Source organism: Thalassobaculum litoreum DSM 18839 (assembly GCF_900102465.1).
GTDB classification, from domain to species: Bacteria; Pseudomonadota; Alphaproteobacteria; order Thalassobaculales; family Thalassobaculaceae; genus Thalassobaculum; species Thalassobaculum litoreum.
The window spans coordinates 112,235-134,725 of record NZ_FNBW01000006.1; the positions used below are offsets into that span (position 1 = coordinate 112,235).

The following is a 22,491-nucleotide window of genomic DNA, read 5'->3' on the forward strand; positions in this document are numbered from 1 at the left end:
AGAGGACGATGTCGATTACTGCAGAGCGCAAGGCAGAGCTCATCAAACAATATGCCCAGAAGGAAGGCGACACCGGGTCGCCCGAGGTGCAGGTCTCGATCCTGAGCGAGCGCATCGTCAACCTGACCGAGCACATGAAGACCCACAAGCACGACTTCCACTCGCGCCGGGGTCTGCTGATGATGGTCGGCCAGCGCCGCCGTCTGCTGGACTATCTGAAGAAGAAGTCCAACGACCGCTATTCCGCGCTGATCGCCAGCCTGGGCCTGCGCCGCTAAGCGTGCGGGGATCGGTAAGCCGGTAGGCTCGCCGACGACACGACGAGACACGAACCCCGGATGGCCCCTGGCTTTCCGGGGTTTTGTCGTCTTCGGGTCTCGGGCACGTCCGCGTTGACCCACGGGGCGTTCCGTGTCAAAGAACGCGCGCGCAAAAAGAGACGAAATATGAGAACCGAAGGCCGCCATTGGGGCGCCATGACGCAAGGAGCGTCCATTTTTCCTTCATCGCACTTCTAGATCGCGAGTCACCATCGGCTGTGCGCTGCCGGTGGTTGGCCGTGTTGGTCCATCCGGTCGCGGGCATCCACCGCGGCACGGGCCGACCGGAGGGAAAAGGGGAACGCGGCGGGTCATGTTCGTCGGTTCGGAACTGAGGAATGACACGTAATGTTCGACGTCTACCGCAAGGAAATCGAATGGGGCGGGCGCACGCTCACCCTGGAGACCGGCAAGATGGCCCGCCAGGCCGACGGCGCGGTTCTCGCCCGCTACGGCGACACCGCCGTTCTCTGCACCGTGGTCGCCGCCAAGACGCCGCGCCCGGGCATCGACTTCTTCCCGCTCTCGGTCCACTACCAGGAGAAGACCTACGCCGCGGGCAAGATCCCCGGCGGCTTCTTCAAGCGTGAGGGCCGTCCGAGCGAGAAGGAGACCCTGACCTCGCGCCTGATCGACCGGCCGATCCGTCCGCTCTTCGTCAAGGGCTTCAAGAACGAGGTGCAGGTGATCTGCACGGTTCTCGCCCATGATCTGGAGAACGATCCCGACATCGTCGCCATGGTCGGCACCTCGGCCGCCCTGTGCCTGTCCGGCGCCCCGTTCCTGGGCCCGATCGGCGGTGCGCGCATCGGCTACAAGGACGGCGAGTACATCCTGAACCCGACCATGGACGTGACCCGCACCGAGAGCGAGCTCGACCTGGTCGTCGCCGGCACCGAAGAAGGTGTGCTGATGGTCGAGTCGATGGCCTCCGAGCTGTCGGAAGAGATCATGCTCGGCGCCGTCAACTTCGGTCACGACAGCTTCCAGCCGGTGATCAAGGCGATCATCGAGCTGGCCGAGGCCGCCGCGAAGGATCCGATGGATCTGCCGGAGAGCCCGCTGGACCTGGACGCCATCCGCGGCAAGCTCGAGGCGGCCTGCAAGGCCGACCTGGAAGCCGCCTATGACGAGCCGAACAAGTCCGAGCGCCAGAACAAGCTCGCGGCCGCCAAGGACAAGGCCCTCGCCGCGATCGAGGACGAGGCCGAGAAGGAAGCCGCCAAGGGTCTGATGAAGGGCCTGGAGGCCGACATCGTGCGCGGCCGCATCCTGGACACCGGCAAGCGCATCGACGAGCGCGACACCAAGACCGTGCGCCAGATCGTGGCCGAGGTCGGCCTGCTGCCCCGGACCCACGGCTCGGCGCTGTTCACCCGCGGCGAGACCCAGGCGATGGTCGTCGCCACCCTGGGCACCGGCCAGGACGAGCAGATCATCGACGCGCTCGAGGGCGAGTACCGCGAGCACTTCCTGCTGCACTACAACTTCCCGCCGTTCTCGGTGGGCGAGGCGGGCCGCGTCGGGTCCCCGGGCCGTCGCGAGATCGGCCATGGCAAGCTGGCCTGGCGGGCGGTGAAGCCGCTGCTGCCGAGCAAGGAAGCCTTCCCCTACACCCTGCGTGTGGTCTCCGAGATCACCGAGTCCAACGGCTCGTCGTCGATGGCGACGGTCTGCGGCACCTCGCTGTCGCTGATGGATGCCGGCGTGCCGCTGGCCCGTCCGGTGGCCGGCATCGCCATGGGCCTGATCAAGGAAGGCGACAAGTTCGCCGTCCTGTCCGACATCCTGGGCGACGAGGATCACCTGGGCGACATGGACTTCAAGGTCGCCGGCACCGACAAGGGTGTCACCGCCCTGCAGATGGACATCAAGATCACGTCCATCACCCGCGAGATCATGAAGGTCGCGCTGGAGCAGGCGAAGGACGGCCGGATGCACATCCTGGGCGAGATGGGCAAGGCGCTCACCTCGGCCCGCGACGGTGTGTCCGACACCGCGCCGAAGATGATCTCCATCAAGATCCCGGTCGACAAGATCCGCGACGTGATCGGCTCGGGCGGCAAGGTGATCCGCGAGATCTGCGAGGTCACCGGGGCGAAGATCGACATCGACGACGACGGCACCGTGAAGATCGCCGCCGTCGAGCAGGCCTCGCTCGACGCCGCGCATAACTGGGTCTACTCGCTGACCGCCGAGCCGGAAGTGGGCAAGATCTACGACGGCAAGGTCGTGAAGACCCTCGATTTCGGCGCCTTCGTGAACTTCCTCGGCCCGAAGGACGGTCTGGTGCATATCAGCCAGCTCACCTCGGCCAAGCGTCCGGAAGCGGTCACCGAGGTCGTCAAGGAAGGCGACAAGGTGAAGGTCAAGGTCATCGGCTTCGACGACCGCGGCAAGGTCAAGCTGTCGATGAAGGTCGTCGATCAGGAGACCGGCGAAGACCTGGAAGCCGCCGCCGAGTAACTCGGTCCGGCTTCGACGGAAATCAGCGGCGCGGCAGCCTCGGTTGCCGCGCCGTTTTTTTGCTTGCCGATCTTCTCCCTTCTCCGTCATCCGGAAACAAGTTCGGGATGACGGAGAAGGGAAGTGTGCGTAGTGGGCGGTGGGTACTGGGCAGCGTCTCAGCCTGTCATTTTCCCGCCACCCTCCCTGCGCTATTCTCCGCGGCCATCCCATCCGGAGACACCGATGCCCGCACGCCCCTTCACCCCGCCCCGCCTGATCGGCCATCGAGGGGCGAAAGCCCTGGCGCCGGAGAACACCCTGGGCTCGATCCGCGCGGCCAAGGCGGCCGGGGCGACCTGGGTCGAGATCGACGCCAAGCTCGCCGGCGACGGGGTGCCGGTGCTGATGCACGACGCCAGCCTGGACCGGACCACCGATGTGCAGGGACCCGTCGTCGCGCGCGGTTCCGCCGAGCTGGCGACGGTGGATGCCGGAAACGGCGAAGGCGTGCCGACCCTGGCCCAGTGCCTCGCCCTGTGCCGCGAGATCGGCCTCGGCCTGGATCTGGAGATCAAGCCGGATGCCGGCACCGGCTCGGCGACCGCCAGGGCGGTGCTCGCGGTGCTGGCGGCCGAGGGCTGGGGGCCGGAAGACCCGATCGTCATCACCTCGTTCAGCCGCAATGCGCTCCGTGTGGTGCGCGACGCGGCACCCGACTACATCCGCGGTCTGCTGCTGACCGGCCGGCCGGCCGACTGGCGCGAGGCGGCGCGCGACCTGGCCGTGGACGCGGTCATCCCCGGCACCAAGGACGTGCACGGCCCCGAGGACGTGACGGCGATCGTGGCGGGCGGCTGGATTCCGATGGTCTACACCGTTAACGATCCGCAACGGGCCAGGGAGCTCTACGACTGGGGCATGGTCTCCATCGTCACCGACGACCCGCCGGCGCTGCTCGGCCTTTAGAGCAAATTCACACGATCAGATGAAAACATCGGCTCGTGTGAATTTGCTCTATCTATAATGGGTTAGACCGCTCAGACGATCGGCCGGACCTCGGCGGGCGGCGCCGTGGTGATGGCGTCCAGGTTGGCGATCAGCACCAGGTCGACGGACTCGGCCGCCTTGGTCGCCGCGGTCGCCACCTCCAGCCCGGCCACGGTGCGGGCCAGCGCCGGGGCGGCGCTGCGATGCTCCAGCCAGTGCGACAGGAACAGCCCGGCGAACAGGTCGCCGGTGCCGAAGAACGGCCGGTCGTGCCAGGGCGAGCGGGCGACCCAGTTCTCGGTCGCCGTCACCGCCACCACGGCCAGACGGTCGCCGTCGGGCACGCCGGTGGCGACCACCACCTGCGGCCCCCATTCCAGGATCGTCACGGCCGCGTCATGGGCGTCGGCCACGCTTTCGACCCGATGGCCGGACAGCCGCGCCAGCTCGAAGGCGTTCGGCGTGATGATGGTGGCCCGCGGCACCAGCCGCTCGCGGAAGGCGTTCTCGATCCCGTCGCGCACGAAGACCCGGCCGTGGTCGCCGATCACCGGATCGCACAGATACACCGCTTCCGGGCTCGCCGCCTCGATCGCGTCCAGCACCCCGGCGAAGGCGCGGCCGGTCTCCGCCGTGCCGAGATAGCCGGAATAGATCCCCTCCACTCCATGCCAGCCGGTGTGGTTGGCGACGCCGCGCAGCAGCTCGGCGATCTCGTGTCCCTCGCGCACCGAGCCGGTGAACTTCTTGTGGCCGGGATGGTTGGAGAAGCTGACCGTGTCGACGCGCCAGACCTCGTGGCCCCGGCGTTCCAGGGCCGGAACCGCGGCGGCGTTGCCCACATGGCCGACGGCGACATGGGAGGAGAGGGCGAGGATCGGCATGACCCCGTCATAACCGGTTCGGCCGGCCTCGTCAGCGGGACAAATCCGGTGCGTTGTCGAGTGCCGCGCCGGCGGCTAGGCTCGCCGGCAGCAAATCGAACCCGAACCAGTGGAAACGCCCGCCCATGACCGCCGTCACCCGTCCCCGCCGCTCCGTCCTCTACATGCCGGGCTCCAACCCGCGCGCCCTCGACAAGGGCCGCAGCCTGCCCTGTGACGGCATCGTCATGGATCTGGAAGACGCGGTCGCCCCCGACGCCAAGCAGGCGGCGCGCGACGCCATCGCCGCGGCGCTGGCGGCCGGCGGTTACGGCAGCCGGGAGATCCTGATCCGGGTCAACGGGCTGGACACCCCCTGGGGCCATGACGATCTGGTCTTCGCCGCCGGCCAGCCGGCCCATGGCATCATCCTGTCCAAGGTCGAGAGCGGCGGCACGGTCCGCCAGGCGGAGTCGTTGCTGGAGCGAAACGGTGCGCCGGACGCGATGGGGGTCTGGTGCATGGTCGAGACCCCGCGCGGCGTGCTGGCGGCTCAGGAGATCGCCGCGTCGACGCCGCGCATGGCGGGGTTGATGCTCGGCACCAACGACCTGGCCAAGGACCTGCACTGCCTGCACACGCCGGACCGTATGCCGCTGATGACCTCCTTCGGGCTCTGCCTTCTGGCGGCCCGGGCCCATGGCATCGCGATCCTGGACGGGGTGCATGCGGATCTGAACGACGACGAGGGGTTTGCCGCGGTCTGCCGCCAGGGGCGGGAACTGGGTTTCGACGGCAAGACGCTGATCCATCCCAAGACCATCGCCGCCGCGAACGCCGCCTTCTCGCCGCGCGCGGAGGACATCGCCTGGGCCCGCAGGATCGCCGAGGCCCATGCCGCCGCCATGGCCGAGGGCAAGGGCGTGCTGCAGGTCGACGGCAAACTGGTGGAGGGCCTGCACGTTGCCGAGGCGCAACGGCTGGTCGCCATGGCGGACATGATCCGGGAACTGGAGGGCTCGACGACGTAGGCGCACCTCACACCGTCTCCTGACGCACGTCAGGATGACGGGTGGGGTGTGGGAAGCGGGCGCCGGCCGCCTAGACGGTCGTCTCCGCCATCTTCAGGATCAGCCGCCACTGGGCGTCGGTGACCGGCACCACGGACAGACGGGACTGGCGGACCAGGGCGAAGTCCTCCAGTTCCGGTGCGGCCTTGATGTCGGCCAGGGTCACCGGCTTCTCTACCGGCTGGATCGCCTTGATCGTTACCATGCCGAAACGCCCGGACTTGTCGGTCGGGTCCGGGTGGTATTCTTCGATCACCTCGACGATGCCGACGATCTGCTTCTCGTTGACCGAGTGGTAGAAGAAGCCGCGGTCGCCAACCTTCATTGCCTTCATGTTGTTGGCGGCCTGATAGTTCCGCACCCCGTCCCAGCCTTCGCCCACATCGCCCTTGCGAACCTGATCGTCCCAGGACCAGGTGCCCGGCTCGGATTTGAACAACCAGTACGCCATGGTGTCGGTGCCTCTCGCCTCGATGCTGCTCGGAGGATTTAGCCCGAGTTTGGGTGATCGATCCAACCCCTTCTCACTCCCCGGATTTATTCCGGGGCCTACCCGTCACCCCGCGCAGACTTCACCGATCGGGCGCTGGCCAGGGTGGGCTCTGGAATAAATCCGGGGAGTGGGAAGAGGGGTGGGTTCCTCTACGCCTTCACCCGCCCGGCGCCGATGGAGGGAGCCGCATCCGGGTCGAGCGGCCAGCGCGGGCGGGGGCGGAAGTCCATGCCGTCGATCAGACCGAGCGCCAGCCGCTCCTGCCCGGCCCAGGCGATCATCGCGCCGTTGTCGCCGCACAGCACCAGGGGCGGCGCGACGAACCGCATGCCCCGGTCCTGCGCCAAAGCGGCCAGGGCGGCGCGGATCGTCCCGTTCGCCGCCACGCCGCCGGCGACCACCAGCGGCCGGCCGGCCAGGCCCTCGGCCTCCAGCAGATCGACGGCGCGCCGGGTGCGGTCGACCAGGGACGCGGCGACCGCCTTCTGGAAGGCCGCGGCGATGTTCGCGATGCCGCCGGCGTCCAACCCGTCGCCGGCTTCCTCCACCCGCCGCCGCACGGCGGTCTTCAGGCCGGAGAAGGAGAAGTCGCAACCCGGCTTGCCGACCATGGGACGCGGCAGCTCCACCTTGGAGGCGTCGCCCGAGGCTGCTGCCCGCTCTACAGCCGGTCCGCCCGGATAGCCCAGGCCCAGCAGCTTCGCCGTCTTGTCGAAGGCCTCGCCCACCGCGTCGTCGATGGTGGTGCCGAGCCGCCGGTAGCGCCCCACCCCCTGGACCAGCAGCAACTGGCAGTGTCCGCCGGAGACCAGTAGCAGCAGATAGGGAAAATCGATCCCATCGGTCAGCCGCGCGGTCAGGGCGTGGCCTTCCAGGTGATTGACCGCCAGGAACGGCTTGCCATGGGCGCTGGCGATCGCCTTGGCCAGGGTGGCGCCGACCAGCACGCCGCCGATCAGGCCGGGTCCCGCCGTCGCCGCCACGCCGGCCAGATCGGCGAAACCGAGCCCGGCCTCCTGCATCGCCCGGGCGACGATGGCGTCGAGATGGTCGAGATGGGCGCGGGCGGCGATCTCCGGAACCACGCCGCCATAGACCCGGTGATCGTCGAGCTGACTCAGCACCACGTTCGACAGAATCCGCCGATCGCCGTCGACCACTGCCGCGGCGGTTTCGTCACAGCTGGTTTCTATGCCTAGAATAGCGTGCGGGCCGGAAGGCACGGCGCGGTCTCCCTTTCGATCGTGCCTCGGTCTACACGAAACCCGCGGTGATGACACTCCGCTAGACAGAGGCGAGACGAGACCTCCATGACCGCCAAGATCATCCTCGGCTCGCGCGGATCGGCGCTGGCCCTCGCCCAGACCCGAGAGACCCGCGAACGGCTGATGGCCGCCTGGCCGGAACTGCGGGGGGACGGCGCCATCGAGATCCGCACGGTGAAGACCACCGGCGACGTGGTCCGCGACCGGCCGCTGGCCGAGCTCGGCGGCAAGGGGCTGTTCATCAAGGAGGTGGAGGGCGAGCTGCTTTCCGGCGCCATCGACGCCGCCGTCCATTCCATGAAGGACATGGAGACCACCATCGCCGACGGCACGATCCTGGCGACGGTGCTGCCGCGCGAGGACCCGCGCGATGCCTTCATCTCGCCCCACGCGGACAGTTTCGAGGCCCTGCCCCAGGGCGCGCGGGTCGGCACCGCCTCGGTGCGGCGCGCGGCCCTGGTGCTGAACCGTCGTCCGGACCTGCAGGTAGTGATGTTCCGCGGCAACGTGGACACCCGCCTGCGCAAGCTGCACGACGGCGAGGCGGACGCCACCTTCCTGGCGGTCTGCGGCCTGAAGCGGCTGGAGATGGAGCACGCCATCACCCGGATCATGGAGCCGGACGCCTTTCCGCCGCCTGTCAGCCAGGGCGCCATCGGCGTGCAGTGCCGTGACGGCAACGCCTCGGCCCGCGACGCCGACATCGCCCGCTGGCTGAGCGCCCTGGACGATACGCCGAGCCGGGCGCGGGTGACGGCGGAACGGGCGATGCTCGCCGCCCTGGACGGGTCCTGCCGCACCCCGATCTCCGGCCATGCGGTGCTCGACGGCGACCGGCTGACCCTAAGCGGTCTGGTCCTGTCGCTGGACGGCACCCAGAGCCACGCCGGGATGGCAAGCGCCGCCGCCGGCGACGCCGAGGCGCTCGGGCGTGGGGTGGGCGAGGACATCCTGTCGCGCTGCGGGCGCGGTTTCCTCGCCTGACGTCGGATGGCGGCACGACGGGTCATCGTCACCCGGCCCGCGGAGGCCGCCGCCGATCTCCAGGCCGAGCTGGCCGCCCGGGGGATCGAGGCGCTGGCGGCGCCCATGCTGACGGTCGAGACGATAGAGCCGGAGGACGCGCTCCCCACGGCTCTCCAGGCGGTCCTGGTGACCAGCGGCAACGGGGCGCAGGGCGCGGCACGGCTGGGGCTGCGGCGGGATCTGCCGGTGTTGGCGGTCGGCGACGCCACTGCCCGGGCGGCGGCCGAGGCCGGCTTCACCGCGGTGACGAACGCGGCGGGGGACGCGGCCTCGCTGGTCGATCTGGTGGCACGCGCCTGCCGGCCCGAGGCCGGTCCGCTGGTCTGGGTCAGCGGCGAGGCGGTCAGCACCGATCTGGTGGCGGCGCTGGAGGCCGGGGGCTACACGGTGATCCGCCGGATCGCCTACCGCACGGCGATGGCCGCGACCCTGTCGTCCGAGGTTGTCGCCGGCCTGCGCGCGGGGGCGGTGGAGGGGGTCCTGTTTTTCTCTCCCCGCAGCGCGGAGGCCTTTGCTAGGCTCGCGCACGGGCTTGAGCTGGAGGCCGCCTGCGCGACCGTGTCGGCCTATTGTCTGAGCGACCCGATCGCGCGCATGGCCTCGAAACTGGCGTGGCGCACCATACATGTAGCTGAGACCCCGACGAAGGCGGCGCTGATCGCGGCGGTGGTTGAAGGCGGGTCCGATCGCAAGGTGGAGAAGGATTGATCCATGGCGGAGACGCCTAAGGCCGAGAACGAGACAGGCGGTACCGTGAGTGGCGCCGAGGGTGCCGACACGCTGAGCGCGACGTCGTCGACCGTGGCGCAGGATCGCGCCGCGGGTGCGGGCGACGATGCCCTGGCGGTCGGCCCCGACGGCGCGTCCGACAGCCTTTCCGGCATGGCGGCCTCCGGTACCGTGGATGGCGGCGCGGGCCAGGACTCGCTGGCCGGCATCCAGGGGACGGACACGGCAGGTACGACCCCCGCAGGCACGACCCCCGGCCCCTGGGCGGCGTCGAGCGATTCCATCTCCGGCGACGATACGCCCCTGTCCGATCCGGCGGAGACCCCGGAGCCGGCCCCGACACGCCCAAGCGCCGGTGGCGGCGGGAGTGGGGGCGGCGGGGCGACCCGCCTGGTCGTCTTCCTGCTCCTCATCGTTCTGATCGGCGGCGTCGGGTATGCCACCTATCCCGAGTGGCGCGACGAGGCGGTTCCCTATGCCGAGATGATCGGCGTGACCCTGCCCGAGGCACCGGCGGAGACCGACCCGGATGCGCCGACACCGGTTGCGTCGGGCGATACCGCCGCCCCTGCGGCGGACAGTACGCCTCCGGCTGCGTCCGACTCCGCCACATCCGCCCAGACCGACTCCGCCCAGACCGGGTCTGCCCAGACCGACTCCGCCCAGACCGAGCCCGCTGCCACGGAGTCTGGCCCGTCCACGTCTGACCCGGCCGCAGTCGCCACCGCGCCGCGGAGCGATCCGGCGGTATCGGCCGAGGCCTTCGAGGCGTTGAGCGACCGGGTGGCGACGCTGGAAGCCGAGATCGACCGGCTGTCCGAGGCTCCCTCCTCCGGAACCCCGACCGCCGGCACCGACGGCGCCGGCGAGGACCTGGGCGAGCGCATCGCCGCGCTGGAAAGCCGGTTCACCGCACTGGCCGACGAGATGGCGATCGTGCGCCAGGGACTGGGCATCGCGGACGAGACCGACGGCGTCTCCGCCGTTGCCTCGGACCTGTCGGGCCGCCTGTCCGAGCTGAACAGCCGGATTTCGACCCTGGAGACCCAGGACTCCGGCCCACCGCCGGTCACGTCCGAGGACCTCGCCGCCCTGCGCGAGCGGGTCAGCGGGCTGCAGACGGCGTCGGAAGGCGGCGATGAAGACTTGGTGTCGCGGATCGACGCCCTGGCGGCCACGCAGAAGGAACTGGCCGACAAGGTCGCCCAGGGCCGCAACCAGCAGGAGCAGGCCGGCGCCTTCCTGCTGGCCACCAATCTTCTGGCCGCCGCCAGCAACGACAGCGGTGCCTTTTCCGCCGAACTGGATGCGGTGGAGTCGGCCGCCCTCGATCAGCCGGAGATCGATACGGCGATCGGCACCCTGCGGACTCATGCCGGCGGCGTGCCGTCGGAGGCCGACCTGCGGTCGCGCTTCCCGAGGGTCGCGGCCTCGATCATCGACGCCTCCCTCGTCGGCGCCGGCGACGACGTGGTCGGCACCGCGCTCACCCGCATCGCCGCGCTGGTCACCCTGCGGCGCACCGAGACCGCGGACGGCGACGACATCGACGCCATCGTCAACCGGGCCGAGGCGGCCGCCAATGCCGGCGACCTGCCGGGGGCCGTCGCGGCCCTCGGTGCACTGGATGGCGACCCGGCCAAGGTGGCGCAACCCTGGATCGCGGAGGCGCAGGCGCGCATCGCCGTCGATCGGGCCGTGCGCAGCCTGCAGTCGCGGGCCCTGGCCACGCTGTCGGGGGGCTGATCCATGCGCCGTTCCCTGATCTACCTCGTTCAGCTCGCCGTCTTCGTCGCCGTCGCCGTCTGGCTGGTGCAGAACCCCGGCGGCGTCCGGGTCGACTGGCTCGGCTGGCGGCTGGAGACCCCGTTCGCCCTGTTCCTGCTGGTGATCGGCATCGCCCTGTGGATCGCCGCCGTCGGCTGGCGGGCGGCTCTGGCGACCATGCGCGCGCCGTTCTCCTTCTGGCGCCACCGCAGCGCCCACCGTCACGAGGAAGGCTACAAGGCCCTGGTCCAGGGCATGGCCGCGGTGGCCGTCGGGGATGGCGAGGAGGCCAAGCGGCTGGCGCGCGAGGCAGACCGGCTGTTGCGCGAGCCCAGCCTGACCCGGCTGCTGTCGGCCCAGGCCGCTGCGCTGAGCGGCGATGCCGCCGCCGCCGCCCGCTATTTCGCCGCCCTGCGCGACGATCAGGAGACCGCCTTCATCGGGCTGGTCGGGCTGATGCGGCTGGCCGATGCCCGGGGCGACGACGCCCATGTGCTGGAACTGGCGGAGGAGGCGCACAAGCTGCGGCCGACCTCCGTGCAGGTGGCCACGACCAGGATCTTCGGTCTGGCCCGCGCGGGCCGCTGGGCCGAGGCGCAGGCGGCCCTGTACGACGCGGTGAAGCGCGGCCTGATCCCGCGTCCCAAAGGCCGCCGGCATCGCGCGGCCCTGCTGATCGAGCGCTCGCGGCTGGCCGAGACCCAGACGGAATCCCTGGACCTCGCCGCCAAGGCCCGCGAGAGCCAGCCCGACTTCGTGCCGGCCATCGTCGCCGAAGCGACCCTGCTGGGTGCCACCGGGCGCAAGGACAAGGCCCGCAAGCTGGTCGGCGACCAGTGGAAGCAGGCGCCGCACCCGGACCTGGCCGAGACGATGCGGAACCTCTGGGACGGCGAATCCGTGTCGATGCTGCTGCGTAAGATCCAGTCCATGGTGGAGAAGCTTCCGGATCATCCCGAAAGCCGTCTGGCGGTTGCCGAGACGGCGCTCGACGGCGATTTCTGGGGCGAGGCCCGGGCCCAGCTCTCCGCGCTGGATCCCGAGGATGTCGGGCCCCGGGCCTGCGCGCTCTGGGCGCGGCTGGAGGAAGGCGAGCACGGCAACGTCACCGCGGCGCGCCAGTGGTTGGAGCGGGCGGCCTACGCGCCGAGCGATCCTGCCTGGACCTGCGATTCCTGCGGGGCGGTCGCCGCGCAATGGATGGCGACCTGCGGCAATTGCGGCGCCTTCGATACGGTCGGCTGGACCCGTCCGCCGCGCGTTGCGGTGGTGCCCCCGGCCCTGGTCACCCAGGACGGCGACGCGGTCGGCCCGATCGTGGACCTGACCGCCGACGTCGAGGAAACGCCGAGACCCTCGTCTTCCGGTGCCGCCAGCGCCGCCTAGATCCAATCACGATCCGATGGAAACATCCGCTCGTGGGAATGTGCTCCATGCTTAATGGGATAGAGGGCGATTCACGGTACAGATCTTTTCGATCTGAACCGATCGCGCTCTAGCGGAGACCAGGCCGAGCGGCTTGACCGCGGGGCCAGGCTGGAGGCCCTGGCTTGGGGGCGGGGCGCCGGCAAGGTGCGCGAATCGGCGAAATGCTTGACGTCAGGCTTAAGGGAATACTAATAGGGTGTTGGCAGTTTGCCGCGAATTGGGTAGAATTCGTTTTATCTGGCGAGAATGCCAGGTGGCTAAGACCGCGCAGGCGTTGATGGCAACACGTCTGAGCCGTCCAGAAAGGACACTGTCATGGTCGCGACGATCGATAGCGCGACCGGCGGCACCAACACTGTCGCCGTATCGTCATCATCCGGGTCGCTGACGGCAACCGCGCGTCAGCAACAGACCTCGAGTCGCTCCGCCGAGAAGAGCGAGCCGCCGAAGTTCCGCCCGTTCCTGCCCAATGATCCCGGCTATATCACCGTCGAGCCCGACGGCCGCGACGATGTGAGCTTCCGTGACCGCCTGCGTCAGGCGATCGAAGCCGTCGCCAGCGCCTTCGCGTCCGGCGAGGGGGTCACCGCGATCGTCGACCGGGTGTTCGGCGAGATTTCCAAGACCCTGGACGAGGCCGAGGCCAAGGGCGAAGAGGTCGCGGTGCAGCTGCGGATCGCGTCCCTCGACGTCTCCGTGGCGGATGGGGCCGGGGGCAGTACCTTCGCCTCGATCCGGCAATTCGCCCTGGAGGTCGGCGTGGCCCGCAACGGCAAGGTCGCCGCCGAGGACACGCGGGTGCTCGCCACCGACGGCAGCAGCCTGGGTCTCAGCCAGCAGCAGATCCGTACCGGTCTGACCAGCGGCAACTACGCCCGGGTCGATACCGGCAGTTCCGACGGCAAGCTCAGCGACGCCGCACGCGAGCGGCTGGCCGCGGCGCGCAGCGGGCTGGAGCGGGTCAAGGCCGTGCAGGATGCGCTCGCCGCCTTCCGCCTCGGCAACGAGGTGCCGCTGCGGGATCTGTTCGACGGCAAGGGGAGCGGCTCCTCGGAAAAGAGCGGTTCCCTGGGGCAGGTCTTTCCCGGGATCGGCGCCCTCTCCTTCCGCTGATCGCACGCCAGAAATCGGGCGGGCGGTGACGCGACGCTTGCATCGCCGCCACTTCCTCCGTATCTAGTGCGCCGAACTCGATTGGTGTCCCGGCACCTGCGGGGCCGCAATAGCTCAGATGGTAGAGCAACGCATTCGTAATGCGTGGGTCGGGGGTTCAAGTCCCTCTTGCGGCACCATCTCCTCCGAAAAACGATCGCCGGCCAAACCCAGTTCTTCCGGGTTGCAGCGGGCTGCGTTTACGATCCTCGCGCGCTTCAACCGCCGCGGGCCGGATCAGTATGATGAATGACGCCGCTGCCGAACCGGGGTCCCGTGCCCGTTCTCGCCGTCCCGATATGCCCGGGGCCCGTTCCGTCCGGACGCTTCTGCCGATCCTGGTGATCCTGCCGGCAGTGCTGGCGGTGATCTATCTGCGCGGCCCGGATGCTTTCCTTCATCCCAATTTCTGGGCGGAGGACGGCAACATCTTCTTTGCGGACTGGCAGTCACTCGGGCTCGCCAGCCTGCTGCATCCCTATAACGGCTATCTTCACCTGGCGCCCCGGCTGGTGGCGGCCCTGGCGGGTGCCTTCCCGTTGGAGCAGACTCCCTTGGTCTACCTGATCGCGAGCCAGGCGATCGCCTTGTGGTGCGCCGTCACGATCTACCTGGCGATGCCGGAGCGGGGCCTGTTGCCGCCGCTGTTCCTCGCCCCGTTCCTCGCCATCGGCGCCACCGAGGTGCTGTCGTCGCCGACCAACCTGCAATGGATTCTGGCGCTCGGCCTGATCGCCGTGCTGCTCGCCCCGGCGCCGCGCACGACCGTCGGACGGGCGAACCATCTGGCCTTCGCGGTGCTGGCCGGCCTGTCTGGACCCTTCTCGCTGTTCGCTGTCGTGGCGGCGGTGCTGGCCCGGGTCGGTCTGCGGCTGCCGACCGACCGCGGCCAGTATCTGCTCGTCGCCGTGGTCGCCGCCGCGACGGCGGCGCAGGCCCTGACCCTGTCCGGCACATACGGTTCCGAGGCCGGGTCCGTGACCGCCGCCAAGCTCTACGCGGCCTTCTTCGCCGTCCTGCGCAAGTCGATGGGCGGCAGCGTTCAGGCAATCGTCGTCTCTGCCGTGGTGCTGATCGGCGTGGCGGTGGGGCGCGACCGGGCGTGGCGGGCCGGCCTGGCGCTGTTCGCCCTGATCCTCACCCTGTCGATCTCCCTGCGCTTCGGCTCGGAGCCGGAGGTGTTTCCCCACGGGGTGAGCCAGCGGTACTTCTATGTCCAGTCGGCGGTCTGGCTGGCGGTCCTGATGTCGATGCTCTGGGATCCCGGCCTGCGGGTGGTGCGTCTGCTGGCGGCGGTCGGTCTCGTCCTGTACGGCATTTCCCTGTTCGACGGGAAGCTCGTGCGGCACCCCCGGAATCCCATCGACGACTGGCAAGCCGTCGTCGACCGGGCCGTCGAGGCGCCGATGCAGTACCGCTATCCGCCCGGTTGGAGCGTGATCGTCAAGCCGCGCTGAAGAGCGGCCTGGCGCGCTCAGCTTCCGGCGTTGCCGGGCAGCGGCAGGATCATGGCGTAGTCGCCGCCGTCGCGCAGGGCCTCGCGGATCCGCAGGAGTCCCTGCTGGTCGCGGCCGACGCCGGCGAACAGCCGCACATACTCGCCGGCCACCGTGCGGACTTCCACGAGGGTCGGGGTCTCGTCGCCCAGGATGTCGCGGTAGCGGCTCAGCAGCACTTCCCAACCCGCCAGGGCGGCCTCGTGGGAGCGGTAGCTGGCGAGATGCACCGCCCGCACCGCGCTGCTGGGCGGCGGCCAGGCGATGCGGCTGGTCCGCAGTTCCAGCCGTTCCAGCCGGGCCCGCAGGACGGCCTCGCCGTCGGTGTCGCCCCCGGAGATCCGGGAGACCGCCGCCGCCAGGGCCGTCACGTCATGCTGCAGGGAATCGACCTCCGCCTGCCGGGCGGGCTCGTCGGCATCGGGATACGCCGATGCACCGGGGCCGGACCGCTCAAGGGCCTGGAGCCGGTCGGCGATGGCAGCGGTCATCCGCTCCAGGCCGTCCAGCCGCTCGTCCCGGGTCCGCTGGGAGTCGAGCACCGGTTCGATGCGACGGTCGACGAGATGCGTCTGCCGGCCGCGTTCGCGCTCAAGCGCCTGCTGGACCGCGGCCTCGATCCGGGCCTGGCGCTGCTGCTCCGTCTCGAACACGGCAAACGAGCCGCATCCGGTCAGGGCGACCAGACAGCCGATCACGATTGCATGCCGCATGAGGTCCATCGGCGCCCTCCCGTTTCCGGCAGTGTATCAAAGGCCGGACATTGCGGCGACGATCCGTCTGAAAATCCTCTTTTTATATAGGGCCTTGTCCTATTTCGACCCGCTCCCGACACCGGCACGGAACGCCTCCACATCGGCCTGCATGCCGGCGCGGATCAGGTAGGCGTCGGCCAGGCCGGCGACGAAGGAGTACCCCTCCGCCACCAGGTCGGTCAGGCTGTGGCCGGGGCGCGGGATCGTGCCCATCGGCTTGCCCGCCTTGCGGATGGCGGCCTCTGCGGCATTGATCTGCGCCGTCACCTTCGCCTCGCCCGGCTGTTCCAGCAGGCCGAGGGAGCCGGACAGGTCGGCGACGCCGATGAAGACCAGATCGACACCGTCCACCGCGGCGATCGCTTCGGCCTCCGCCACGGCGGTGTGGGATTCGAGCTGGAGGCAGATCAGCAGGTTCTCGTTCGCCCGCTTGGCGTAGTCCGGGGCGGCACCGTAGCCGGAGGCGCGCACGGTCGGCGCCGAATAGCCGCGACGGCCCTGGGGCGGGTAGCGGCAGGCGTCGACGATCGCCCGGGCCTCTTCCGCGCTCTCGACCATCGGGATCATCAGCGCCTCGGCGCCGGCGTCGAGCACCCGCTTCATGTAGTCGCCGTCGGAGCCCGGGCAGCGCACCATGCAGGTGGCGTTGCCGGCCTGGGCGGCGCGCATCATGTGCACCGTCGTATCGAGCGAGGCGAAGCCGTGCTCGTTGTCCAGGATCAGGCAGTCGTAGCCGACCAGGCTGGCGATCTCGGCGATCGACGGCTCCGACATCTGCAGCCACACGCCCAGGGTCGGCTCACCACGGGCAATCTTCGCCTTCAAGGCATTGTCACGGAACATGCGGTCTCTTCCTCCCATGGATCCTTGTTCGCGGGGATCCTGGGCGCAGCGAAGCACGCGCGCGACCGCCCCGCAACGCAGAGAATGGCGAATTCCGCTATTCGGTCGCGGGGCGGAAACCGTCACAGGATCCGGCTATACAGGGGCCATGCGCATCCTGACCTGGAACACCTGGAAGAACAGCCCGCCCTATCGTGCCCGTCTCGCGGTTCTGGCCCGGGCGGCGGCCGAGGTCCGTCCGGACATCGTCCTGCTGCAGGAGGCGTTCATCGGCGGCGGGCAGGACACCGCCGCCGTTCTCGCGGAGGCGTTGGGCCTGCGATGCCTCGCCGCTCCGGCGCGGGCCAAGCCGAGGCCGCAGGAGGACGGCTCCATGGCGGACAGCACCAACGGGCTGGCGATCCTGACGCGGCGAGAGGCGTCGGAGCATCGGGTGATCGCCCTGCCACCCCATCCCGAGGACCCGGACCGCATCGCCCAGGTGGCGCGGATCGACGGCATGACGGTCGTCAACCTGCACCTGACCCATCTGGCCGACGGAGACGCACTGCGCCGGAACCAGGTCCTTCACCTGCTGCGCCATCTGGACCCGGAGGCGCCGACGGTTCTGGGCGGCGACCTGAACGCCGGGCCGGGCGATCCCGCGCCGGAGGCGCTGGACGAGGCCGGTTTCCGGGATCTGGCGGCGGATCGGCCGGAGCCTACCGTGCCGGGTCGTCGCATCGATTTCCTGATGACCCGGGCCCTGCCCCTCGCGGGCGTGGAGACGCGGCTGGTCGGCGCGCTGCCGATCGGCGGCGTCGCCGGCAGCGACCATGCCGGGGTCCTGGCGGTGGTGGAGCCGGGCCGGGAATCGACCGTCACGGTTGCATGAGATCCGGGGATTGCGCTTGACCCGGCGGTCGCCCGCTTCTAGAGGCGGGGTCCGGTGCGCCGCCCGCGCGCCCATGGAGCAGTGCATGGTCTCCCCCGACCCCATCCTGTCAGCAAGCCGGGCGCCCAGCGCCTATGCGACGGAAGTCCGCGCCACACTGGCCCTGGGCATCCCGATCGCCGCGACCCAGCTCGCCCAGATGATGCTGCAGACGACCGACGTGCTGATGACGGGCCATCTCGGGCCCGAGGCATTGGCCGCCGCGCAACTCGGCCACAATCTCTACTTTCCGGTCTTCGTCACGATCCTGGGGACGCTGTTCGCCAGTTCGGCCATGTTCGCCCAGGAACTCGGCGGCCGGCGCTACAAGGGCGTGCGCCGGACCTTCCGGCAGGCGATGTGGCTGATCCTGGCGGTGACGCCGCTCGCCTGGCTGTATTTCGGCCATGCGGAGCAGATGCTGCTGGCCATGGGCCAGGACCCGGTGCTGGCGGCGCGCGCCCAGACCTATTGCGACGGGGTGATGTGGGGCCTGCCGTTCATGGCCGGCTTCGCCCTGCTGCGGAACTTCATCGCCGCCCATGGCCGCCCGCGCCCGGCCATGTGGCTGCTCGCCGTCGGCATTCCGGTGAACGCGGCCGCCGATTACGCGCTGATGTTCGGCGGATTCGGCCTGCCGCGTCTGGAACTCTACGGCCTCGGCATCGCCACCTCGCTGGTCCAGGGGGCGATGTTCTTCGTGCTGCTGGCCTATATCCTGCGCGACCGGCGGTACCGCCGGTACATGCTGCTGGTGCGGTTCTGGCGGTCGGACTGGCCGCGGTTCCGCGAGCTGTGGGTTCTCGGCCTGCCGATCGGCCTGACCAAGCTGGCCGAGGCCGGGCTGTTCGCCGCCACCGGGTTCCTGATCGGGCTGATCGGCGTGGCCGAGCTTGCGGGCCATGCCGTCGCCCTGCAGTTCGCCGCCATCGCCTTCATGATCCCCTTCGGCGTCGCCCAGGCGGCCACGGTGCGGGTCGGGCTGGCGGTCGGCCGCCGCGATCCCGACGGCGCGGTGCTGGCCGGCCGGGTGGCGACCCTGGTCGGCGTGCTGGTGATGGTGCCCTCGGCCCTGATCTACGTGTTCTGCGGCGAGCCGCTGGTGTCGCTGTTCCTCGACACCGGCGATCCGGCGGAATACGCCGCGGTCGGCCATGCGGTGACCTATCTGGCGATCGCCGGGCTGTTCCAGTTCGCCGATGGTGGCCAGTCGGTGGCGGCGGGCGCGCTGCGCGGCTTCAAGGACACCCGGGTGCCGATGATCATCGCCCTGATCGGCTACTGGCCGGTCGGGATCGGCGCGGCCGTGCTGTTCGCCTTTCCCATGGGATTTGGCGGCGAGGGCGTGTGGGCCGGACTGGCGCTCGGCCTGTTCGTGGTCTGGGTGATGCTGGCGCTGCGGCTGCGCCGGGTGGCGGGACGGCAGAGTCCCACGGCCGTCCCGGCCGCCGTCAGTGGCTGATCTTCTCGATCCGCCAGCGGGAATGGGCGTCGTCGACGCTCTCCCAGGCCTTCTGCGACCAGACCGACTTGGCCTCCTCGTAGTCGTCGAACGGGCCGAACTTCTGCTCCGGCGAGCCGTCGGCGGTTTCGGTGAAGTCGGTCGATTTGTAGACCCCGCCGACCACCCAGAACTCGGTCGCCTCCTCGTTCAGGATGCGGTAGCGCACATGGGCGTCGTCCACATGCTGCCAGGCGAGCTTGCCCCAGACCGACTTGGCGGTCTCGTAGTCGTCGAACGGGCCGATCTTCTTCTCGGCGTCGCCGCCGACGATGTTGGTGAAGCTGGTGTCGGTGTATTCGCCGCCGATAACCCAATAGACCATGGCACCCTCCGCCGTGAGTTCCGCCCCCTATACCGAAGCCGGCGGCGGGCTTCAATCGTGCGGTCCGTCGCGGGTCGCGGTCCTGCGGCGCCCGCGGCCATCGCAGCATCGGACGACGCCCCCATCTATGCAGTGGGATAAACCGGCCGACCTGAGTAGATTGCGCCCGCGATGACCGAGCCACTTGTCACAGATCCCGCTCCTTCCGACGCCGCGCCCGTCGCGTTCGGACGCCTGCGCCGCGGGCTGATCCTGGCGACGACGGTGCTCGGCTCCAGCCTCGCCTTCATCGACGGCTCGGTGGTGAATGTGGCGCTGGCCGACATGCAGCGCGATCTGGGGGCGACGGTCGGCGACCTGCAATGGATCGCCAACAGCTACATGCTGACCCTGGCCGCCCTGCTGCTGCTCGGCGGCGCCTTCGGCGACCGGATCGGCCGGCGGCGGATCTTCATCCTGGGCCTGGTGATCTTCGCCGCCACCAGCATCGCCTGCGCGATGGCGGAGAACGCGCCGGTCCTGATCGTCGCCCGGGCGTTCCAGGGGGTGGGGGCGGCCCTGCTGGTGCCCAACAGCCTGGCGATCCTGTCGGCCTCCTACCCGAGGGACAAGCGCGGTCGGGCGATCGGCGCCTGGTCGGCCTTCGCCGCGGTCACCTCCGCCGGTGGGCCGGTGCTGGGCGGCTGGCTGGTGGACAGCTTCGGCTGGGCCTCGGTGTTCTGGATCAACCCGCCGATCTGCGCCCTGGCCCTGGTGCTCGCGCTGGTGTCGGTGGAGGAGAACCGCAATCCGCAGGCCCGCGGCGACCCGGACTGGCTCGGCGGCCTGCTGGTGATGGCCGGACTGGGGCTGGTGTCCTACGCGTTGATCCAGGCGGGGGAGGCGACCTTCGACTCCCGGATCGGCACCGCCGCCGGCTTGCTCGGCATCCTGGCCCTGGTCCTGTTCGTGCGGGTCGAGTCGCGCTGCGCAATGCCGCTGATGCCGCTGCACCTGTTCGCCGACCGGGAGTTCGCCGCCGCCAACGTGCTGACCCTCCTGCTCTACGGCGCGTTGGGTGCGGCGGTGTTCCTGTTCCCCTTCGGCCTGATCCGGCTCTACGGCTATACCGCGACCCAGTCCGGGGCGGCGTTCCTGCCGTTCGCGCTGGTGCTGTTCCTGCTGGCCCGCTGGGGCGGGACGCTAATCGACCGTTACGGCGCGCGGCTGCCGCTGGTCGGCGGCACGCTGATCACGGCGGTCGGCCTCGGCATGCTGGCGATCCCGACCACGGGCACGCCCTACTGGTCCACCTTCCTGCCGGGGGTGATCGTGCTGGGGATCGGCATGGCGGTGTCGATCCCGCCGCTGACCACCGGCGTGATGAACGCGGTGGACGACCGGCATGCAGGCATCGCGTCGGCGGTCAACAACGCCGCCAGCCGGGTCGCCTTTCTCATCGCGGTGGCGGCGATCGGGCCGTTGCTGCTGATCGCCTTCAACTGGCTGCAGGCGCCGCTGATGGCCGAGATCGAAATGCCGGAGCCGGTGCGCGAGGCGATCCGCCGCGATCCGGGCAGCCTGGCCAGTCTGACCGCGCCGGAGGGGTCGGGCGCGGCGGGGCCGCTGATCGTCGCCGCCGCCCGCAACGCGCTGATCGACGCCTTCCGCATCGCCATCGTCGGCCTGGCGATCCTGGCGACGGTGTCGGGGTTGGTGGCGGCGGTGATGTATCCCAAGAGACCCCGTCGCAAGGGGTAAGCGACCCTCGCGCTTCCTGCCTCTCGTCCTTCCCGGCCTCGTGCCGGGGGGTGGGAGAGGCGTCAGCGGAGCGGCGCCGTCACCCCACCACGTTGTTCTCCGGCCCCACCGGGAAGCCGGTGATGTTCTCCGCCCCGTCCTCGGTGATGATCAGGATGTCGTGCTCGCGGTAGCCGCCGGCCCCGGGCTGGCCCTCGGGGATGGTGATCATCGGCTCCATCGACACCACCATGCCCGGCTCCAGCACCGTCTCCACGTCCTCGCGCAGCTCCAGCCCGGCCTCGCGACCGTAATAGTGCGACAGCACGCCGAAGGAATGGCCGTAGCCGAAGGTCCGGTTCTTCAGCACCCCGTGGCGGCTGTAGATCCCGTTCAGCGCCTCGGCGATTTCGCAGCAGCGGTTGCCCGGACGCATCAGGTCCAGCCCGGCGTGATAGACCTCCAGATTGATGTCCCAGTAGCGCCGGTGGGCGTCGGACACGCTCTTGCAGAACAGCGTGCGCTCCAGCGCGGTGTAGTAGCCGGCGATCATCGGGAAGCAGTTCAGCGACAGGATGTCCCCGGCCTCGATCCGCCGGGAGGTGACCGGGTTGTGGGCGCCGTCGGTGTTGATGCCGGACTGGAACCAGGTCCAGGTGTCCATCAGCTCCGCGTGGGGCATGGACCGGGCGATCTCGCGCACCATCGCCTGGGTGGAATGCAGGGCGACCTCGTGCTCCGGCACGCCGATGCCGACGGCCTCCGCGCAGGCGGCGCCGCCGATATCGGCGATCCGAGCCCCCTCGCGGATCAGGGCGATCTCCTCGGCCGACTTGGTCATGCGCTGGCGCATCGAGGCGGCGGCGATATCGGCGAACTCGGCCTGCGGAAACGCCTCCCCCAGCAGGCGACGGGTGTCGAGATCGACATGGTCGTACTCGATGCCGATGCGCTTGGCGCCCGGCAGCAGGGTCTGCAGCGCGTGGAACCAGTTGTCCCGGCGCCAGTCGGTATAGACCAGGTTCTGCCCCGCCGTGCGCCGCCAGGGCTGGCCGGCGTCGATATTGGCGCTGACCGTGGTCACCGCGTCCGGCGTGACGACGCAGGCGTAGCGCCGCCCGAACCGGGTGTAGAGGAAGTCGGTGTAGTAGTTGATCCCGTGATAGGAGGTCAGGATCGCTGCATCGAGCCCCAGCGCGTCCAGGATGGCCCGCAGACCGGCCTGCCGGCGCTCCATTTCCGCCGGTGAGAAGGTGCCCTGAACCTGTCGCCCATTCTCAATCCGCTTCAGGCGCTCCATATCCAAGCCCATCGACCCCTCCTCGGGTAAAAGCCGTCGGATGGTTGCGCCATCCCTCTCAGCCCTCTAATTGGTCGGACGACAAGACGCC

20 protein-coding genes and 1 tRNA gene are annotated in these 22,491 nt (G+C 69.7%); 14 read left to right on the top strand and 7 right to left on the bottom strand.

What is annotated here, in order from left to right; genetic code table 11:
• The first annotated feature begins 8 nt into the window (after positions 1-8).
• From rpsO to BLS34_RS10945, 3 genes are all read left to right on the top strand, one after another.
• Positions 9-278 (top strand): 30S ribosomal protein S15, encoded by a 270-nt coding sequence (rpsO, locus tag BLS34_RS10935; protein WP_093150234.1) that lies wholly within the window; start codon positions 9-11, stop codon positions 276-278.
• A gap of 390 nt (positions 279-668) precedes the next feature.
• Positions 669-2,786, top strand: a complete 2,118-nt coding sequence (pnp, locus tag BLS34_RS10940) for a polyribonucleotide nucleotidyltransferase (protein WP_093150236.1) — start codon at positions 669-671, stop codon at positions 2,784-2,786.
• A gap of 225 nt (positions 2,787-3,011) precedes the next feature.
• Positions 3,012-3,734 (top strand): glycerophosphodiester phosphodiesterase family protein, encoded by a 723-nt coding sequence (locus tag BLS34_RS10945; protein WP_093150239.1) that lies wholly within the window; start codon positions 3,012-3,014, stop codon positions 3,732-3,734.
• A gap of 71 nt (positions 3,735-3,805) precedes the next feature.
• Here BLS34_RS10945 and pdxY read toward each other — a convergent pair whose 3' ends face one another.
• A complete protein-coding gene (gene pdxY / locus BLS34_RS10950) occupies positions 3,806-4,639 on the bottom strand; it encodes a pyridoxal kinase (protein ID WP_093150241.1) in 834 nt (277 codons plus the stop codon).
• 125 nt (positions 4,640-4,764) lie between these two features.
• On the opposite strand from pdxY, the gene BLS34_RS10955 reads away from it, so the two are divergent.
• Positions 4,765-5,649 (top strand): HpcH/HpaI aldolase/citrate lyase family protein, encoded by an 885-nt coding sequence (locus BLS34_RS10955; protein ID WP_093150244.1) that lies wholly within the window; start codon positions 4,765-4,767, stop codon positions 5,647-5,649.
• A 70-nt stretch (positions 5,650-5,719) separates the two neighbouring features.
• On the opposite strand, the gene BLS34_RS10960 is transcribed toward BLS34_RS10955, so the two are convergent.
• Both BLS34_RS10960 and tsaD read right to left on the bottom strand, forming a co-directional pair.
• Complete coding sequence (locus BLS34_RS10960) at positions 5,720-6,139, bottom strand: EVE domain-containing protein (protein ID WP_093150247.1); 420 nt, start codon at positions 6,137-6,139, stop codon at positions 5,720-5,722.
• A gap of 191 nt (positions 6,140-6,330) precedes the next feature.
• The gene (gene tsaD, locus BLS34_RS10965; protein ID WP_093150515.1) at positions 6,331-7,383 is read right to left on the bottom strand and encodes a tRNA (adenosine(37)-N6)-threonylcarbamoyltransferase complex transferase subunit TsaD; all 1,053 of its coding nucleotides are present in this window, start codon (positions 7,381-7,383) and stop codon (positions 6,331-6,333) included.
• A 108-nt stretch (positions 7,384-7,491) separates the two neighbouring features.
• Between tsaD and hemC the strand changes: the two genes are divergently transcribed.
• The 7 genes from hemC to BLS34_RS11000 all read left to right on the top strand — a co-directional run bounded on the left by hemC (position 7,492) and on the right by BLS34_RS11000 (position 15,005).
• The gene (hemC, locus tag BLS34_RS10970; protein WP_093150249.1) at positions 7,492-8,430 is read left to right on the top strand and encodes a hydroxymethylbilane synthase; all 939 of its coding nucleotides are present in this window, start codon (positions 7,492-7,494) and stop codon (positions 8,428-8,430) included.
• Between the two features lie 6 nt (positions 8,431-8,436).
• On the top strand, positions 8,437-9,180 hold the full coding sequence (locus BLS34_RS10975) for a uroporphyrinogen-III synthase (protein ID WP_093150251.1): 744 nt from the start codon (positions 8,437-8,439) through the stop codon (positions 9,178-9,180).
• Between the two features lie 3 nt (positions 9,181-9,183).
• Entirely contained in the window at positions 9,184-10,947 is a 1,764-nt protein-coding gene (locus BLS34_RS10980) for a mitofilin family membrane protein (protein WP_093150253.1), read from the top strand.
• Positions 10,948-10,950: 3 nt separating this feature from the next.
• Complete coding sequence (locus BLS34_RS10985) at positions 10,951-12,354, top strand: heme biosynthesis protein HemY (RefSeq protein WP_093150255.1); 1,404 nt, start codon at positions 10,951-10,953, stop codon at positions 12,352-12,354.
• Between the two features lie 357 nt (positions 12,355-12,711).
• Positions 12,712-13,509, top strand: a complete 798-nt coding sequence (locus BLS34_RS25855) for a hypothetical protein (RefSeq protein ID WP_093150257.1) — start codon at positions 12,712-12,714, stop codon at positions 13,507-13,509.
• A 103-nt stretch (positions 13,510-13,612) separates the two neighbouring features.
• A tRNA-Thr gene (locus BLS34_RS10995) sits at positions 13,613-13,688 on the top strand.
• 159 nt (positions 13,689-13,847) lie between these two features.
• On the top strand, positions 13,848-15,005 hold the full coding sequence (locus BLS34_RS11000) for a hypothetical protein (protein ID WP_093150259.1): 1,158 nt from the start codon (positions 13,848-13,850) through the stop codon (positions 15,003-15,005).
• Positions 15,006-15,022: 17 nt separating this feature from the next.
• Here the strand turns inward: BLS34_RS11000 and BLS34_RS11005 are convergent, their stop codons facing one another.
• Both BLS34_RS11005 and BLS34_RS11010 read right to left on the bottom strand, forming a co-directional pair.
• Positions 15,023-15,766, bottom strand: coding sequence for a hypothetical protein (locus BLS34_RS11005; RefSeq protein ID WP_093150261.1), 744 nt, complete (start codon positions 15,764-15,766; stop codon positions 15,023-15,025).
• A 90-nt stretch (positions 15,767-15,856) separates the two neighbouring features.
• Positions 15,857-16,642, bottom strand: coding sequence for an HpcH/HpaI aldolase family protein (locus BLS34_RS11010; protein WP_175474184.1), 786 nt, complete (start codon positions 16,640-16,642; stop codon positions 15,857-15,859).
• Between the two features lie 148 nt (positions 16,643-16,790).
• On the opposite strand from BLS34_RS11010, the gene BLS34_RS11015 reads away from it, so the two are divergent.
• Positions 16,791-17,516 carry an endonuclease/exonuclease/phosphatase family protein gene (locus tag BLS34_RS11015; RefSeq protein WP_175474185.1) on the top strand — a complete coding sequence of 242 codons (726 nt, stop codon included), beginning with the start codon at positions 16,791-16,793 and terminating at the stop codon, positions 17,514-17,516.
• 85 nt (positions 17,517-17,601) lie between these two features.
• Entirely contained in the window at positions 17,602-19,017 is a 1,416-nt protein-coding gene (locus BLS34_RS11020; RefSeq protein WP_051245189.1) for an MATE family efflux transporter, read from the top strand.
• On the opposite strand, the gene BLS34_RS11025 is transcribed toward BLS34_RS11020, so the two are convergent.
• Entirely contained in the window at positions 19,007-19,381 is a 375-nt protein-coding gene (locus tag BLS34_RS11025; RefSeq protein WP_028796218.1) for a DUF4170 domain-containing protein, read from the bottom strand. The genes BLS34_RS11020 and BLS34_RS11025 overlap by 11 nt on opposite strands.
• Before the next feature lie 171 nt (positions 19,382-19,552).
• Between BLS34_RS11025 and BLS34_RS11030 the strand changes: the two genes are divergently transcribed.
• Entirely contained in the window at positions 19,553-21,121 is a 1,569-nt protein-coding gene (locus BLS34_RS11030) for an MFS transporter (protein ID WP_093150271.1), read from the top strand.
• 79 nt (positions 21,122-21,200) lie between these two features.
• Here the strand turns inward: BLS34_RS11030 and BLS34_RS11035 are convergent, their stop codons facing one another.
• Positions 21,201-22,412, bottom strand: coding sequence for an aminopeptidase P family protein (locus BLS34_RS11035; protein ID WP_093150272.1), 1,212 nt, complete (start codon positions 22,410-22,412; stop codon positions 21,201-21,203).
• Positions 22,413-22,491: the final 79 nt, after the last annotated feature.